Raw genomic sequence first — 14,938 nt, 5'->3', positions numbered from 1 at the left:
CAGGTCCTTAGGAGAGGGGCAGGAACGCGTTGCGGGTCAGGGTGAACTGCTGGGTGTAGCCGCCGCGCGTGATGTCGTGGGTGACGCTCTTGACGAAGTAGGTGCCGTCGTAACCGAGGCTCGCGCCGCGCACCGTGACGGGACGGCGGGCGCGCAGCGGCTGGCCGTAGCGCAGCACGTCCAGCTTGCCCTGCCCGCTGATCACCTCGTAGCCGTCGGCGGCCCTGGCCAGCGCGACCAACCCCGCCTCCAGGGGGGACAGCTTGGCCAGGCCCCTGACCACCGACGCCTTCAGCGGCAGCGGCTTGCGGGCGCCCATCGGCGGGTTGACCGGGGTGATGTCCGGGATCGGGACGGGAACGGGGAACTTGGTGACCGGCTCCTGGACCAGCGCCACGTACTGCGTCGCGGAGAACCCGTCGAAGGTGAACGTCAGCGTCTCGACGTTGGTGGTCGCGTCGGCGTTGGCCCACAGAGTGGGCTGTGGCGGCCCGGCCTTGACCAGCGGCCCCCAGTACGCGTAGTTGACCCCGGGGTCCGGCCCCGGCTCGACGTAGAACTGGTAGCCGACCTGCGCCGCGAGCGCCTTGACGTAGGCCAGGTCGGTGCCCTGCTGCGCGGGGATCGACTCCATCGGGTTCGGGGTGATCAGCTTGACGCTCGGCACGATCTTCGGGACGAGCCCATACATCGGGTATTTGGCGCAGATCACGGCAACCCGCACCTCCGGCGGCAGACCTATGTACGGCACGCCAGTGAAGTCGACGACGTCCATCATCCGGGAGACGTCCTCGCCGGTGAGCGTGAGCCGCGCCTGGCCGGGCTCGGCGGACGGCGTCACCTCGTGCCGGGTGACGACACCGTCCATCAGCACGGTGGCCTGGCCTCTGATCGTCACGACGATCTGCGCCCTGGCCGGCGGGTCGAGGGCCCCCGAGGGCAGCAGCTCGCGGAACAGCAGCGACCGCTTGCCCATGCCGAACGACAGCCGGAACCCGCCCGGCTGGCCCACGCCCTCGCTCACCTGCACCGACAGCAGCGCGTCCACGACCTCGCGCGGCACCCGCTCGGCCCGCACCGCGCCGAGCCTGAGCGACAGCAGCAGCTCAGAAGCCATGCGGGCTCCCGATGGTCGCGGTGGGCAGCGCGACGTCGAGCCGCCGTCCCGGGCGGGCGGTGAGGTCGGCGGGGTCGAGCACCGGGTTGGCGTCCGCGATCTGCCAGAAGCGCTCGGGGTCGTCGAGGTGCAGCGCGGCGATCCGGTCCAGGCGGTCGCCGTCGCGCACCACGTGCACGGCGATCACGGTGAGCGTGCGCCGGTCCGGCAGGAACCTGCGGCGCACGTACGGGATCGGCTCGCCGCCCTCCGGCCGGTGGGTGGCGATCTCGATCCCCTGGTAGCGACTGGTCGCGGTGAACATCAGGTGCCTCCTGGCGGGCCGTCGAGGCCGAGGGTGCGCAGCTGGTCGGACGGGTGCAGCGCGGCGAGCTGCTCGCGGCGCCGCTGGTGGCCGATGAACAGGCCGCTCCCCCGGTGGGTGAACCCCAGGTCGTCGACGGTGAGGATGCGCATCGACAGCGACACCTTGGCCCTGATCGGGTTGAGGTTGGAGTCGAACGCCTCCTCCGTGACGGTGAACTCGGTGAGCCTGACCGGCACCACGCGCTCGCGGCTCCACACGAAGACCGTCAGCGGCGACTCGACGGGGACGATCTCGAAGGCGCCCTTGCGGGCCGCCTCGTCCTGCGCGATCAGGGCGCCGGCCGTCGGGTTCACCAGCAGGTCCAGCGTGGCCAGGACGGGCAGCAGGCCGTACGCGGCGACGGCGTCGTTGCCCGGCGCGAAGGGGTCTTCGAGCTGCGTCGTCGCGTCGAGCTCCGCCTCTAGCTTGATGGTCTCGTGCGCGGGCCCGCGCAGCCGCAGCGCCTCGCTGCGGTCGCCGGGTTCGGCGCCCACGCCCTGGGGCTGGAGCGTGCGGGTGATGGTGTCCGGGTTGTACTGCAGGGTGATGACCCTGAGCACCGTGCCGTCGGCGGGGTCGAGCAGGACGAGCCCGCCCCTCGGCACCACCGGCGTCCCCGGTGCGAACTGCGCGCTCACCGCTGCCCGCCTCCCGCCAGCCCGTGGATCCCACCGACGACGGCCTGTGCCAGCCCCGGCGCGGAGCCGTCGGCGGCGTCCACGCTCAACCGCCGCCGGGCGGCCTGTCGAGTGGGCCCGTCCGCCAGATCCCGCCGTACGGCCTCGGCCAGCGCGTCGATGAGCTCCTGCCGGGAGAGGCCCGCCGACTCCAGCACGACCCTGTCGATGTGCAACACGATGCGCGTCACCGGCCCACCCGCTCGGGGTGCGGGACCGTCAGCGGCAGGCCCAGTTTGCGGAACTCCGCCCGCGCCGCCGTGAGCACCGTCGCGGTGTCGACGGGCTCGCCGGCGTCCGCGGCGAGGAACGCGGCGCCCAGCGCGATCGCCTGTACGGCGGCGCCCGTGACCGGCAGGTCCACGAGCGCGTCGAGGTCGAGGCCGCCGAGCGGCACGCCCGCGGGAAAGGCCGCCGACCACAGCCGTCTGCGCTCCTCCCGCCCCGGCATCGGGAAGTCGACGACGAACCGCAGCCTCCGCAGGAAGGCCGGGTCCAGCGCGGCACGCAGGTTGGTGGCCAGCACCGCGACCCCCTCGTAGGCCTCCATCCGCTGGAGCAGGTAGCTGACCTCGATGTTGGCGTAGCGGTCGTGGCTGTCACGCACCTCGCTGCGGCGCCCGAACAGCGCGTCGGCCTCGTCGAACAGCAGCAGCGCGCCACCGTCCTCCGCCGCGTCGAAGACCCTGCGCAGGTTCTTCTCGGTCTCGCCGATGTACTTGTTGACCACGGCCGACAGGTCGACGCGGTAGAGGTCCTGGCCGAGCTCGTGGGCGAGCACCTCGGCCGCGAACGTCTTGCCCGTCCCGCTGGGGCCGCTGAACAGCGCGGTGACGCCGTTGCCGCGTGCCCGGCGCTCTCCGTACCCCCAGGTGGACATGACCGTGGCGCGGTGCCGCACCTGCGCGACGAGCCCGCGCAGCAGGTCCGTCTGCTCGCCGGGCAGCACCAGGTCCTCCCACCTGGCCTGCGGCACCGTCCGCTGGGCCAGGGCCTCCAGCCTCGGCCTGGCCGAGCTGCGGCAGGCCGCCCACAGGCGTGCCCGCCCGTCGGGGGCGTCGAGCACGGGCCGCAGGGCGGTGGCGATGCGGTGGACGGCGGGCACGCTCAGCCGGAACTGGCCGGCCAGCGTGCGCGGCGCCCCCTCCAGGGGCAGCCCGGTCGCGGCCGCCCACAGCTCGGCCTGCTCGGCGAGGGTCGGCCGGCCGACGTCGATCACCGACGTGGCCCGGTCGGTGACCGGCCACACCTCGCGCGTGGCCAGCAGGACGAGCCCGCCCACCTGGGACAGGAAGCGCCGCAGCGCCGCAGCGGTGGCGGGGTCGGCCAGGTCGGCGTCCACGGCGTCGAGCAGCAGCGCCATCGGCAGCAGCAGGCTTTCGCGCTGCCACAGCCTGGCCACCAGGTCCTGGTCCGCCCCCGCCGCCACGAGCGCGCCGACGGGCAGGTGGTACAGCTCGCGGTTGAGCAGCGCCATGGCCCGTACGGCGACCAGCTCGCAGCTCGGCTCGTCACCGCCGAGCAGCTGGATCACCGGGAAGCGGCCGTCGGGCGTGTCGGTCAGCGCCGCGCCGACCAGGGCGTCCGCCGCGGCCTGCGACGAGCGGGGCAGCCCGAGGCCCGCCGCCGGGTCGGGGCGGTGCTCGACCAGCCCCGTCAGGCGCTCGTCGAGCCGGTTGAGCCCTCTGATCAGGTCCACGATCCGGTCGTCGGCCCGCAGCGGCACGACGGCCAGCGGCTGGGCACCCGCGCCCACGGGCTCCACCAGCCGCCAGAACCGCAGGCCCCGCTCGGGCGAGAGCACGTCCCAGCGGGCGTCGTCGAACAGGCGCAGCGCCAGGGCGAAGGTGGGCGCTGGCTCCCCCTGTGCCGCGGCGATCAGCGCGGTGATGCCGGGCTCGATCGCGGGGGCGGCGCACAGCAGCAGCACGTCCCGCTCGAAGTCGCTCAGCCCCAGCCGCTCGGCGATCTGCACCAGCGCGGGCGCCCCGAGGCCCGCCATCGCCCGAGCCGCGGCCTCCCGCGCGCCCGCCATCGCCTGCGCCGGGGTTTGCCGATCATCCGCCATCGCCTGCGCCGCACCCTGCCGTGGGGCCGCTTGGCCAGCGGCCGGCGCGTCGGCGGGCACGGCGGGGACGGCGGTGCGGTCACGGGTCCTGCGCCAGCCCTTCCTCGTCTCCAGCGGCTCCGGCTCAGACCGCTGGGCGGGACTCGGGGGTTGCGGGGTGAGGCCGGCGAGCCGGACGGCCAGCCAGTCGAGGGACGCCTTCAGGTAGGCGCCGTTGGCCTGCTCCCAGGCGGGCGCGTCGGTCATGGGATCACCACCTCTGCCGTGGGGCCGGTCTTGAAGGCGCCCGTGGCGCGGTCGACGATGTCGGTGTCGACGCCGTCCACGCGGACGCGGACCTTGTACGTGCCCGGCGGGATCGCGGCGACGACCGAGAGCGTGCCGGTGCCGGCGGTCAGCAGGGGCACCGGCAGGTGCAGGCCACCCACGAGGACGGCCGCCTGCTGGCCGACCAGCACCGGATCGGCGACGGTCGCGGTCACCGTGGTCCTGGCCGGGGTGCCACCGGCGGGGGTGGCGGCGAGGGCGATGATCTCGGGGGCGACGGCCAGGGGGACCTCGTTGGTGGGCACCCCGCCGGACGCGGGCGTCAGGGAGATCGCCCACGGTCCCGCGGGCAACCCGGTGGCGGGCAGCGCGACGGCAACCTCGTCGGTTCCCGGAGACGGGAGGTGGACCTCGGTCGCGGCCGGCACCCGCAGATGACGCAGGTGGGCCACGAGGGCGCCCGCGGGGAGGTTGCGAACGCTCAGCGTGACGGTCTCGCCGGGCAGCGCGACCGGGCTCCCCGGCACGCCGTACCGGATGCCGGTGAGCGCGGGGAAAGGCGAGGCGGCGTCCGGGTGGGCGACCGGCGACCTGCCGTCGGGACCGCGCTTGAGCACGGGCAGCGGCGCGGCGCCGGGCGCGGGGTTGTCGATGAGCACCGCCGAGACCTGGTAGGACGCCGAGACCCGGTACGGCGTGGCGAACGCGGTCCACATCTTGGCGATGTCGTCCTGGCTCAGCGACTCGAAGCTGACCTTCACGTTCTCGAGCTGCAGGTGCAGGTCGCTGCCGGGCAGCGGGATCGCCGTGGCGGCCCGGATCTCCTCCCCCGGCAGGATCGGGGTGTCGTGCAGGGCCAGCATCGCGGCGCCGAGCAACTCGTGGGCGGTGCCCTCGTCGTTGCTGTAGGCGGCCAGCAGGTAGTGCAGGACCAGCGGGAGCAGCGGTCTGGGCGACTCCCCGGGCGGCGCGCCCGGCGGGTCGGCGTTGCGGAAGGCGGGGTGCATGTCGGTGCGGTACAGGAACAGGTTCACGTGGTCGCCGTTGACCTCGTCGGGCGCGCGGTCCGGCGGCACGATGGTCACCTGCGGGCCGCCGAGCCGGTTGAAGATCCTGGCGCGCAGCGCGGCGGTCACGGCGGCGATGGCGAGGGAGTTGCTCATGCCAGCTCCCCCTTGCTCCGGCCGCGCAGGTACGCCTGGAGCACCGAGGCGTGGTCCTTGCGCGGCGGCTTGGCCTGCGGGGCGGCCTGGGCCTGCGGGGCGCGTACCTCGAGCCGCCCGATCGAGATCTCGACCACCGACGGCGCGGGGGCGTCCTGTGCCGCCTGGGCAGGCGAAGGCCGCGCCGGCGCGGCGAGCACGGGGCCCGCGGCGACCCGCAGCAGCGGTGCGCCTGCCGCGCGCCTGGCTTCGGCGATGTCGGGGAGCGGCGAGTCGGGCCGGTCTGCGGGGGCGTGCGACCGCGACGGGGTGGCGGGGGCGCGGCGCCCGACGCGCGGCGCCTGGGCCGCGGCGATCGTGTCCACCACATCGGGCCTGGTCACGGACGGCACCGGCGGGGTCCGCTCGCGGCCAGGTTCTTCGGGGGCGCGCGGGGGCCGTTCCATGTCGATCTCGTGCTCCTCGTACGCCTCCGCCTCCTCCGCCGCGGGCCGTCGGAGTCTCGTCGCGGGGACGGCGGGCGGCCGGGCGGCAGGGGCGGGGTGCGGCACGTCGGAGAAGGCGGGCGGTTCGGTCTGGGCGCGGCTCATCGGCGGCTGGTCCTCGTACAGCGAGGCCGGGCGGGGGCGGATGCCGGTCACCGGTTCGCGGCTGCGCGCGATCAGCCGCTGGACCAGGCCGCTCACGATCTCACCAGCCCCAGGTAGCACTGCCGCCGCCAGGCGCTCAGCGCGAGGACCTGCGGCTCGGTCCAGCCGTAGGCGGCGGCCAGGTCGTGCACCTCCAGCAGGGTCCTGCGGCACCAGCCGTCCAGCTCCGACCACAGGTAGCTGACGATGTCGAAGGACTCGGCCCACTCCAGCCCGCAGTCGGGGCACGCCAGGCACAGTTCGACGTCCACCAACGGGTCGGCCGCGGCCCAGGCCGCGGCCGTCTTCTCGATGTCCTCCACGTCGGAGCAGCGGCCGACGAGGGCTTCGCACGGGTCGCGCTCGGACAGCGCGGCGGCGACGTCGGCGCTGGTGGGCAGCCGGCACGGCGCCGAGGACGGCGGGTCGAGCAGTTGCTCCTGGTCGAAGGAGACCTCCACGTCCGTGCCGCACTCCGGGCACGTGGACACGCCGTCCAGGCTGGAGCCGAACAGCGCGGCACGCAGCTCGAACAGAGCCCGGTCGCGCTGCCCGACGGTCAGGTGGGCCAGCTCGCCCGGGGAGCGGCCCGTACCGGCCTGGAGCAGGGCGAGGCCCCGCTCCAGCGGCGTGCGGTCCCAGCCCGCCTCCCACGCGTCGAGCAGCTCAGCAGCACCGGCCACCACTGTCACCAGGACCGCCCCTCAGGAGTCCTGCTCGGTGGGCTCGGTGACGCTCAGGTCGCGCACCCATCCCTCGTTCTCCAGCTTCAGGTGCTGGATCGCGATGGCGTTGGCGTTGGCGTCGAGGTCGGGCAGCGCCTGGAACTCCGACACCCAGCAGCGGAAGACCTGGTACGCCAGCACCTTCTGGCCCGCCTCGTTGAAGACCTCGATGACGAGGTCCTTCCTGAAGGCGGCCAGCGCCACCTCGCGGTCGCGCTGGTCGGGGCCCGCCTGGGCGTTGGCGTAGTTCCACACCTTGTTGGCCCACAGCTCGAACTCGGGGTCGTGGGTGACCCCGCGTTCCAGGGTGATCGGCTCGTACTTGGTGCGGCCCGGCGACTTGCGCGAGCTGGAGTGGTCGCCGCCGTCGCGGTGCTCGACCACCTCCGTGGTCCGGCGCAGGGCACTGACCTTGCTGATCCCGGCGACGTACTTGTTGTCCCACTTCACCCGGAACTTGAAGTTCTTGTACGGGTCCAGGCGAGTGGTGTTGACGGAGAACTGAACCAATGTCGCTCCTAGGGAGTGGCCGATCGTCAGGCGTCGGGACGCTTCTGCTGGATCCGGATGCGCACGAACTCGGCGGGTTTCAGCGGCTGGAAGCCGACGTCCACGTTGACGACGCCGACGTCGATGTCGGCCTGCGGGTTGTTCTCCCTGTCGCACTTGACGAAGTACGCCTCCCGGGCCGTCCTGCCCTGGAAGGCGCCCTGGCGGAACAGGCCGTCCATGAAGGCGCCGACGTTCAGCCGGATGGAGGCCCACAGCGGCTCGTCGTTGGGCTCGAACACCACCCACTTGGTGGCGCGGAACAGCGTCTCCTCGATGAACAGGGCGAGCCTGCGGACGGGGACGTACTTCCACGGGTCGCCCACCTCGTCGTTGCCCCGGCAGGTCCGCGACCCCCACAGCACGTGCGAGTAGACGGGGAAGGTGCGCAGGCAGTTGACGCCCAGCGGGTTGAGGCCGCCGTTCTCCGCGTCGGTCAGCGCCACGGTCGCCGAACGTACGCCGGCCAGCGCCGCGTCCACCCCCGCCGGCGCCTTCCACACCCCGCGCAGGGTGTCGGTGCGGGCGAACACCCCGGCCACGGTGCCGATGGGCCCCACGGTCAGGTCGGGGCCGCCCGCCGGGTCGGAGATCGTGAGGCGCGGGTAGAAGACGGCGGCGTTGCGCCCGGCGACGCCGGTGACCGGCAGCCCCACGCCCGCCCCCGAGGTCGCGTTGGCGACGCTGGTCCAGGAGAAGGGCGGATCGAGCAGCAGCATCGCCCTGCGGTCCACGCACAGCCGGGCCGCCGCGTCGATCACTGGCGCCCAGCGGGCGTCCCTGTCGTCGGGGCTCCCGGACGCGGGGGGCGCGAGCTGCGGCGGGATCACCAGCAGGTTGAAGATCGGCACGTCGAGCAGGGCCTGCATGCCGGTGCGCCGGACCGGGTCGCCGATCACGTCGGCGGCGTTGAGCGTCACGTCGGCCGCCGGAGTGACGGTTTTGTCCCCTTCGGCGGGCCGCTTGTCGACCGCGCTGCCGTCGGCCGGCCCGACCAGCCGGGAGGTCTCCAGCGCCCGGTCCAGCCACCTGCCGCGCAGGGCCGCGTCGATGGAGATCTCGTACGTCTCGGTCGCCTTGCCGGAGACCTTGATCGTCAGGGTGTAGTGCTTGCTGTCGGCGGGGTCGTGCTTGACGGTCGCCGTCAGCGTGTTGCCCGCCGTGCCCGGGGCAGTGGCCCGCAGCTTGACGCCGTCACCGAGGTCGATGGTGGCGTACTGGGTGTCGGCGCCGACCCGTACGACGATCGCCTTGGCGCCGCCGTTGAGGAAGAACTGGTAGACCGCGTAGCTCAGTTCGCTGCCGGTCCACAGCCCGCCGAAGGTGCTGTCGTACTCGGTCCAGCTGTTGATCGTCGTCGGGGTGCGCGGCCCTTCCAGCGCCAGGCCGACGAACGCCGCCACGGACGTGTCGACGCCGACGATCGGCCGGACCGCGCTCTCGATCTCCTCAAGATAGACACCGGGATAGGTGAATCTCGTCGCCATCGGCCTTCCTCGTCCTGTAGCCGCAGAGCCTCTGCCGGTAGTGTCGGCCCAGGCCATAACCCGGCCGTCACCTCACCGTCACTGCGCCATCACCCGGGCCCTGGACGGGCCGTTTCCCGGCTGGACCGCCGCGACCCTCATGGGGCCGATCGGGCACACTCGTCCTATGCGTAACGGACGGCTCTTCACCATCGTGGGCGGGATCTTCGGTCTGATCGGGCTGGTGCTGCTCTGCGTCGGCATCGCGATCGCCGCCTCCACGGCGGGCTTCCTGGCCTCGGCCGAGCGGACCGACGGCACGGTGGTCGAGCTGACCGCGCGGACCAGCACGACCCGGAGTTCCGACGGCCATACCCGCCGCGCGACGTTCTGGTACCCGACCGTGGAGTTCACCGTCGGCGGCAGGCTGTACGCGTTCCAGAGCTCCACGGGCAGCAACCCGCCGTCCCATCAGAAGGGCGAAAGCGTGCCGGTCGCCTACGACCCGGGCGATCCGTCCGACGCGCGGATCGCGTCGTTCTCGTCGGCGTTCCTCGCTCCGCTGATCGTCGGCGGGCTGGGGGTGGTGTTCACCCCGATCGGCACGGTCCTGTTCGTCAAGGGACGGCGGATCACCCGGCTGCGAGCCTGGCTCCTGGAGCGGGGACAGCAGGTGTGGGCGGAGGTCGAGCACGTGGGACGCGACTTCAGCGTGCGGGTGAACAACCGGCACCCGTACGTCGTCCATGCGACGTGGCAGGACGAGCGGACGGGCCGGACGTACACCGCGGCCAGTGACCATCTCCGCGACGACCCGGGTCCCCGCCTGCGGGGCCGGACCAGCGTTCGGGTGCTGTACGACGCCGCCGACCCCGATCGCAACCTGATCGACCTGGACGCGCTTCCGTCCCCGTCCTGACGGGCCCGCAGGCCGGCTAGAGTGGCGCGCCGATCGCGAACACGTCCATCAGCTGCGCGAGGGTGCGGTAGTAGCCGATGAGGACGACCAGCTCCACGACACCCTCGCGGCCGAGCGGTCCGGCCGCGGCCGCGTACTCCTCGTCGTCCAGGGGGCGCGGGTCGTCCTGCAGCCGCCGGCATAGGCGGTAGGCCGCCGCCTCGACAGGGTCGGCGGAGGTGAAGGTGCCGGAGGCGAGCGTGGACAGCTCCTCTTCGGTGAGCCCGGCCGCGCGGCCCACCCGCTCGTGGGCGTACCTCTCGAAGTCGCTTCCGGTCGCCGCGGCGACGGCGAGAATCGCGATCTCGCGGGTGCGGGCGCTCATCCGCGTGCGGTAGCGCAGCGCCGCGCCCAGTTCCTGGAGCGGGCCGCCGAGGAGAGGCGCGTGCAGCATCACGCCGAAGGGCCCGTTGAGCGCCCCGTCCTGGTCCTGGAGCGCGAAGAGCTGGGGCCCCGCGGCGCGGGGACCCGAGGTGATCTGCCGGTAGAGGGCCAGCTGCTCCTCGCTCAGCTCGGCCTCGGTCAGTTTCGGAAGCCGCGGGGCGGGCGTGTCGCGCACGTCGATGTCCTGTTCGCCGGTGTCGGGTCAGAGATGTGTGGTGAAGAAGCCCGCGACGGTGGGCAGGGCGAGCGTACCTGTCATCGCCCTGAGGTGATCGCCGGTTCCCGCCGCGCCGGCGCCAGCCGTTCGTGGAAACCGCCGTCAGGGGAGCGCACGATGATCCCGGTCTCCACTCCGTGCTCGGCCACGTCGCGATCGGTCTGCTGGAGGGCCAGGCAGATCCACCGGGTGACGACGAAGGCGATGACGGGGCCGATGAGCACGGCGTACCTGAAGAAGATCGTCACGGCATCGACCGTGAGCTGGAACTGGTGGGCGAACTGGTCGTTGGCCGCGGCCGCCCACAGCAGGCCGTAGAACGTGACGCCGGCGACCGCGACGGCCGTCTTCACCGGCGTCTCGCGGGGCCGATCGAGCAGGTCGTGCGCGAGCGTCTCGCGGGCCATGCGGCCCGTCGTCTTGGGCCGGCCCAGCGCGTCGCGGCGGCCGCGTCGTGAGGCGAGGAAGCGCTCGGCCATCGGGTAGGCGGCCAGGGCGGTGAAGAAGACCCCGGGGATCACCAGCGTGGGGACGATGACCGCGAGGCTGAGCGTGTAGTCCCCGATGGTGAGCTCCCACCCGGGCATGATCCGCAGAGCGCCGTCGAGGAACCCCATGTACCAGTCGGGAACCGAGCCCGCCGAGATCTGCGTCGGCGTCGCCGGGCCGTACAGCCATATGGGGGCGATCTGGAACCCGAACCCGAGGATGATCAGCATCCCGATCGTCGCGAGCGCCATCATCGGGCGCACGCTCCGCCGCGCCGGCAGCGAGGCGACGAACCGGGAGTGGCCGTGCCGCCGCACCAGCAGCTCACGGGCGATCAGCAGCGCGGCCATGATCACCGCGACCAGCAGGTGGCCCCCGTACATGACCGGAATGACCCTGTCACCGGGGAAGTCCGGGCCGAACAGCAGCGACAGCGCCCAGGTGCCCACCACGGGGACGGACTGCACGACCGACTTGATCAGCCACAGGCTTCCGCCCGACAGCAGGTCGTCGGGCAGGGCGTTGCCGGTCTCGCCCGCGGCCATGCCCAGCGCCAGCAGCGTCACCCAGATCAGCCACTGCCCGGTGCGCGGGCGGCGGAACGCGCCGGTGAGGAACATCCGCAGCAGTTGCACCGCGACGGCCGCCACGAAGACGAGCGCCGCCCAGTGGTGGACCTGGCGGATGAGCAGGCCGCCGCGCACCTCCAGGCTCAGGTGCATGGTCGAGTCGAAGGCCCTGCTGACGAGGAGTCCGCGCAGCGGGCCGTACGAGCCGTCATAGGTCACCTGGGACATGCCGGGGTCGTAGAACACCATCAGCACCGCCCCGGTCACCGCCAGGACGACGAACGACCAGACGGCGATCTCGGCGAACATGAACGACCAGTGGGAGAACTGAAACGAGCGGCGCTTGGCCGGCAACGAACGCATGTGAGCCCCCTCAAACGTGCCTCACTCACAAGACGAAATCGAGCCGGGAGGTGTGACACCGAAGAGCCGCCGGTGACGGTGATTCACGTCACCACCGACCTGATTTCGCGGAGGCCCCAACCGTTCACCCCCTCTGGGACGTCTTGTCTACATGACGGATTCCGAGGCGTTCGAGGCCTTCGTCGCCGCCTGGCACCCGCGCCTGCTGCGGGCGGCCATCCTCATCAGCGGTGACAGGCATCTGGCCGAGGACGTCCTCCAGGATGCCCTGATCAAACTGGCGCGCCGCTGGTCGAAAGTGCATACCGACCCGGTCAATTACGTGCGTACCACCCTGTACAGGGACGTGGCGTCCAGCTGGCGGAGGCGGCGGGAATTCGCCTACGGGGAGCCGCCCGACCTGGCGGATCACGACACCTCGGGAGCGTCGGACCTGAAGGTGGTGTTCGCCCGCGCGCTGGCCAGGCTGCCGGTGAAGCAGCGGGCGGTGCTGGTGCTGCGCTTCTACGAGGACCTGCCCGTCGGGGAGGTCGCCGCGATCCTGCGGGTCTCGCCGGGGACGGTGAAGAGCCAGACGCACGCGGCGCTGAAGCGGTTGCGCGAGGTCGCTCCCGAGCTGGAAGAGGTGTTGATATGACGGACCAGAGGCTGCGGGAGCTCTTCGACGATCTCGCCGAGACGCTGCCCGAGGGGCCGTCCCGCGCGGGCGAGCTGTGGCGGCAGGGCACGCGGAGCCGGGCCCGCCGCCGGTGGACGGCGGTCGCGGTGGCCGCGACGCTCACCGCGCTCGTCGCGGTGGAGATCGTCGTGTCCCCGGAGCCGGTCGAGCGCGGCATCACCGTGTACCCCAGCGTCACCCCCACTCCCACGATCCCGTCGACCCCGCCCATGGACACGGCGCCGCCGCCCGGCGGTGAGGCGGGGCTGCCCACGCTGGCGACCGGGCTGCCGCAGAAGTGGGCCGGCATCCCCGCCGTGACCTCGGTTCCCGGACCCGTGCTGGCGCTGGCCGAGTTCGGCGACGGGCGGATCTACCAGATGAAGTCCGACGGCCGCGTCCCCCTCGATGTGAAGCTGAGTGATTCGGTGGACTCGGCCGGCAACGGCGGGACGGCGCTGAAGCCCAACTCGCTCTCCCCCGACGGGACGATGGCCGCCTTCCCGCAGAAGGACGCGGTGGTGGTCGTCGACCTGGTGATCGGCCAGACCAGGCGCTACAAGGTGCCGGGGTTCAACGAGGTGGTGCTCTGGCGCGGCGAGCAACTCCTCGTCGAGCAGGAGAAGGCGAACTACCTGCTCGACCTGGCCACGGGGAAGGCGCGGCGGCAGTCGTACCAGGGCTTCACGGGTGTCGCGGGCTACCGCGACCTGAGGATCGTCTCGCCCGGCGAAGGCGGCCGGACGGTCATCCAGGAGGGCGGGTCGGAGGTGGTGCTGGACGTCCGGGGCCTCACCGGCGAGGGCGGCATGCCCGTGGGCGTCCTGGGCAACCACGGATGGCAGCGCGGCGACCTCGTCGCCAGGTCGGCGTCCGCCCAAGGCGACCAGGCGGGGAACGCCGACGTGGTCGTCGTGGCCGACCCCGACACGGGACGGGTGGTCAGGACGCTGCTCCTGCCCTGGGGCGACGCTCCTGACACGAGGTGCGGGAAGGGCGGCTGCCCCGTACGCGGCTGGATCGGCCAGGACACGGTGATCATCGAGAGCGGGGACAGGCTGCTCGGCTGGAACATCGGCACCGGCGCCCTGTCCCGCGTCGCCGAACTGCCCGATGAGGTGACCGCCTACTCCCTGCGCGGTTGGTGAGCCCGCGATTTGATCATCAAAAGCCCAGACAGGGGGTTTACCGGAACAATTCCCGGCTAGTCAGATCAGTAATATGGATAAATCCCGATTCATATACGGAATGCACACGCACAATCACATACCTTCCGTAACTCATGTGCAGTGATTAAACTCACACAAATGACGACGCATCTAGCTCGTTACCTCACACCGATGGAGGACAGCTCTCGGTGGGACGGGTTCCAATTCCGGCCTGGCGACATCGTCATCAATTCCCCGGCTAAGTGCGGCACCACCTGGACCCAGATGATCTGCGCGCTCCTGGTCTTCCAGACGCCTCAGCTGCCCGCGCCGCTGTCGAGCCTCTCACCGTGGATCGACATGCTCGTACGTCCGAAGCAGGAGGTCTGGGACCACCTGTCCGCGCAGCGGCACCGCCGTTTCATCAAGACCCACATCCCGCTCGACGGCATCCCCACCGATCCGCAGGTCACCTACATCACGGTGGGCCGGGATCCGCGCGATGTCGCCATCTCCCTGCGCAGCCACGGCAAGAACCTCAAGCGCGAGGTGATCCGCCGGCTGATCCACCAGGCCGCCAACCCCGGCAACGGGGCGGCCGAGGCCCCGGTCGACGGCCATGACGAGAGGGACCTCCTCGACGAACGGACGTACTTGTTACGTTGGGTCGACAACGACGACTCGCCGTACGCCAACCTCGACTCGCTGCGCGCGCTGATCTGGACGCAGAGCCGCGCATGGGTCCGCCGCTCGGAGCCGAACGTCATCCTGCTCCATTACGCCGAGCTCTCCGAGGACCTCCCCGGCCAGATGCGACGGCTCGCCGGACGGCTCGGCATCGAGATCGACGAGAGCAGGTGGCCGGAGTTGGTCGAGGCAGCAACGTTCCAACAGATGCGAAATCGCGCGGAGGAACTCGCACCCGATGAGCAACTGGGCTACATCCGCGATCGCGAACGCTTTTTCCGCAGCGGTAAGTCGGGCCAATGGCAGCAGTTCCTCAGCGTTGAGGATCGAGCGCACTACGACCGCCGGATAGCCGAGTTCGCGGAGCCGGACCTGCTCGAATGGCTCCATCACGAGCCCGGCTGACCGTGACTGCGGTGTTTCGATGACGCACCAGAAAATTCCAGAAATACAGCCAG

Annotated in this window: 16 protein-coding genes; 4 read left to right on the top strand and 12 right to left on the bottom strand. The window is 71.9% G+C overall.

The window, feature by feature from the left end:
- Nucleotides 1-7: 7 nt before the first annotated feature.
- From AB0L65_RS23300 to AB0L65_RS23255, 10 genes are read right to left on the bottom strand one after another with little or no spacing between them, the layout of a single operon-like run.
- A complete protein-coding gene (locus AB0L65_RS23300; protein ID WP_364248674.1) occupies nucleotides 8-1,117 on the bottom strand; it encodes a hypothetical protein in 1,110 nt (369 codons plus the stop codon).
- The gene (locus AB0L65_RS23295) at nucleotides 1,107-1,421 is read right to left on the bottom strand and encodes a LysM domain-containing protein (protein WP_350727530.1); all 315 of its coding nucleotides are present in this window, start codon (nucleotides 1,419-1,421) and stop codon (nucleotides 1,107-1,109) included. The genes AB0L65_RS23300 and AB0L65_RS23295 overlap by 11 nt, the downstream gene beginning before the upstream one ends.
- Nucleotides 1,421-2,101 carry a hypothetical protein gene (locus tag AB0L65_RS23290; RefSeq protein WP_364248672.1) on the bottom strand — a complete coding sequence of 227 codons (681 nt, stop codon included), beginning with the start codon at nucleotides 2,099-2,101 and terminating at the stop codon, nucleotides 1,421-1,423. The genes AB0L65_RS23295 and AB0L65_RS23290 overlap by 1 nt, the downstream gene beginning before the upstream one ends.
- The gene (locus AB0L65_RS23285; RefSeq protein ID WP_364248670.1) at nucleotides 2,098-2,331 is read right to left on the bottom strand and encodes a hypothetical protein; all 234 of its coding nucleotides are present in this window, start codon (nucleotides 2,329-2,331) and stop codon (nucleotides 2,098-2,100) included. Before AB0L65_RS23285 ends, AB0L65_RS23290 begins: the two co-directional genes overlap by 4 nt.
- Complete coding sequence (locus AB0L65_RS23280; protein ID WP_364248668.1) at nucleotides 2,328-4,454, bottom strand: ATP-binding protein; 2,127 nt, start codon at nucleotides 4,452-4,454, stop codon at nucleotides 2,328-2,330. The genes AB0L65_RS23285 and AB0L65_RS23280 overlap by 4 nt, the downstream gene beginning before the upstream one ends.
- On the bottom strand, nucleotides 4,451-5,638 hold the full coding sequence (locus tag AB0L65_RS23275; protein ID WP_364248666.1) for a DUF4255 domain-containing protein: 1,188 nt from the start codon (nucleotides 5,636-5,638) through the stop codon (nucleotides 4,451-4,453). Before AB0L65_RS23275 ends, AB0L65_RS23280 begins: the two co-directional genes overlap by 4 nt.
- Nucleotides 5,635-6,324: a hypothetical protein gene (locus tag AB0L65_RS23270; protein WP_364248664.1), complete on the bottom strand. Its 690-nt coding sequence runs from the start codon at nucleotides 6,322-6,324 to the stop codon at nucleotides 5,635-5,637. Before AB0L65_RS23270 ends, AB0L65_RS23275 begins: the two co-directional genes overlap by 4 nt.
- Nucleotides 6,321-6,959, bottom strand: a complete 639-nt coding sequence (locus AB0L65_RS23265) for a hypothetical protein (protein ID WP_364248662.1) — start codon at nucleotides 6,957-6,959, stop codon at nucleotides 6,321-6,323. Before AB0L65_RS23265 ends, AB0L65_RS23270 begins: the two co-directional genes overlap by 4 nt.
- Before the next feature lie 12 nt (nucleotides 6,960-6,971).
- Nucleotides 6,972-7,502, bottom strand: a complete 531-nt coding sequence (locus AB0L65_RS23260) for a phage tail protein (RefSeq protein ID WP_364248660.1) — start codon at nucleotides 7,500-7,502, stop codon at nucleotides 6,972-6,974.
- 26 nt (nucleotides 7,503-7,528) lie between these two features.
- Complete coding sequence (locus AB0L65_RS23255; RefSeq protein WP_364248658.1) at nucleotides 7,529-9,028, bottom strand: phage tail sheath C-terminal domain-containing protein; 1,500 nt, start codon at nucleotides 9,026-9,028, stop codon at nucleotides 7,529-7,531.
- A 166-nt stretch (nucleotides 9,029-9,194) separates the two neighbouring features.
- Here AB0L65_RS23255 and AB0L65_RS23250 point away from each other — a divergent pair, with 166 nt between their 5' ends.
- Nucleotides 9,195-9,926 (top strand): DUF3592 domain-containing protein, encoded by a 732-nt coding sequence (locus AB0L65_RS23250; protein ID WP_364248656.1) that lies wholly within the window; start codon nucleotides 9,195-9,197, stop codon nucleotides 9,924-9,926.
- 16 nt (nucleotides 9,927-9,942) lie between these two features.
- Here AB0L65_RS23250 and AB0L65_RS23245 read toward each other — a convergent pair whose 3' ends face one another.
- Together AB0L65_RS23245 and AB0L65_RS23240 are read right to left on the bottom strand one after the other, a co-directional pair.
- Nucleotides 9,943-10,524, bottom strand: a complete 582-nt coding sequence (locus AB0L65_RS23245) for a carboxymuconolactone decarboxylase family protein (protein ID WP_364248654.1) — start codon at nucleotides 10,522-10,524, stop codon at nucleotides 9,943-9,945.
- A gap of 80 nt (nucleotides 10,525-10,604) precedes the next feature.
- Nucleotides 10,605-11,987, bottom strand: a complete 1,383-nt coding sequence (locus AB0L65_RS23240; RefSeq protein ID WP_364248652.1) for a cytochrome b N-terminal domain-containing protein — start codon at nucleotides 11,985-11,987, stop codon at nucleotides 10,605-10,607.
- Between the two features lie 151 nt (nucleotides 11,988-12,138).
- Between AB0L65_RS23240 and AB0L65_RS23235 the strand changes: the two genes are divergently transcribed.
- The 3 genes from AB0L65_RS23235 to AB0L65_RS23225 all read left to right on the top strand — a co-directional run bounded on the left by AB0L65_RS23235 (nucleotide 12,139) and on the right by AB0L65_RS23225 (nucleotide 14,885).
- Complete coding sequence (locus tag AB0L65_RS23235) at nucleotides 12,139-12,624, top strand: SigE family RNA polymerase sigma factor (protein ID WP_185075897.1); 486 nt, start codon at nucleotides 12,139-12,141, stop codon at nucleotides 12,622-12,624.
- A complete protein-coding gene (locus tag AB0L65_RS23230; protein WP_364248650.1) occupies nucleotides 12,621-13,793 on the top strand; it encodes a hypothetical protein in 1,173 nt (390 codons plus the stop codon). The genes AB0L65_RS23235 and AB0L65_RS23230 overlap by 4 nt, the downstream gene beginning before the upstream one ends.
- Before the next feature lie 192 nt (nucleotides 13,794-13,985).
- The gene (locus tag AB0L65_RS23225) at nucleotides 13,986-14,885 is read left to right on the top strand and encodes a sulfotransferase domain-containing protein (RefSeq protein ID WP_364248648.1); all 900 of its coding nucleotides are present in this window, start codon (nucleotides 13,986-13,988) and stop codon (nucleotides 14,883-14,885) included.
- Nucleotides 14,886-14,938 lie beyond the last annotated feature (53 nt).

This window comes from Nonomuraea sp. NPDC052116 (assembly GCF_040680035.1).
Lineage (GTDB): Bacteria > Actinomycetota > Actinomycetes > Streptosporangiales > Streptosporangiaceae > Nonomuraea > Nonomuraea angiospora_A.
Note: the sequence above shows the minus strand (reverse complement) of the source record. Positions and strands in the feature narration are given on the sequence as shown.

Coding starts and splice junctions, on each gene's coding strand:
- AB0L65_RS23240 (WP_364248652.1), bottom strand. CDS start 11,987: ATGCGTTCGTTGCCGGCCAAGCGCCGCTCGTTTCAGTTCTCCCACTGG.
- AB0L65_RS23255 (WP_364248658.1), bottom strand. CDS start 9,028: ATGGCGACGAGATTCACCTATCCCGGTGTCTATCTTGAGGAGATCGAG.
- AB0L65_RS23275 (WP_364248666.1), bottom strand. CDS start 5,638: ATGAGCAACTCCCTCGCCATCGCCGCCGTGACCGCCGCGCTGCGCGCC.
- AB0L65_RS23235 (WP_185075897.1), top strand. CDS start 12,139: ATGACGGATTCCGAGGCGTTCGAGGCCTTCGTCGCCGCCTGGCACCCG.
- AB0L65_RS23230 (WP_364248650.1), top strand. CDS start 12,621: ATGACGGACCAGAGGCTGCGGGAGCTCTTCGACGATCTCGCCGAGACG.
- AB0L65_RS23295 (WP_350727530.1), bottom strand. CDS start 1,421: ATGTTCACCGCGACCAGTCGCTACCAGGGGATCGAGATCGCCACCCAC.
- AB0L65_RS23250 (WP_364248656.1), top strand. CDS start 9,195: ATGCGTAACGGACGGCTCTTCACCATCGTGGGCGGGATCTTCGGTCTG.
- AB0L65_RS23280 (WP_364248668.1), bottom strand. CDS start 4,454: ATGACCGACGCGCCCGCCTGGGAGCAGGCCAACGGCGCCTACCTGAAG.
- AB0L65_RS23300 (WP_364248674.1), bottom strand. CDS start 1,117: ATGGCTTCTGAGCTGCTGCTGTCGCTCAGGCTCGGCGCGGTGCGGGCC.
- AB0L65_RS23225 (WP_364248648.1), top strand. CDS start 13,986: ATGGAGGACAGCTCTCGGTGGGACGGGTTCCAATTCCGGCCTGGCGAC.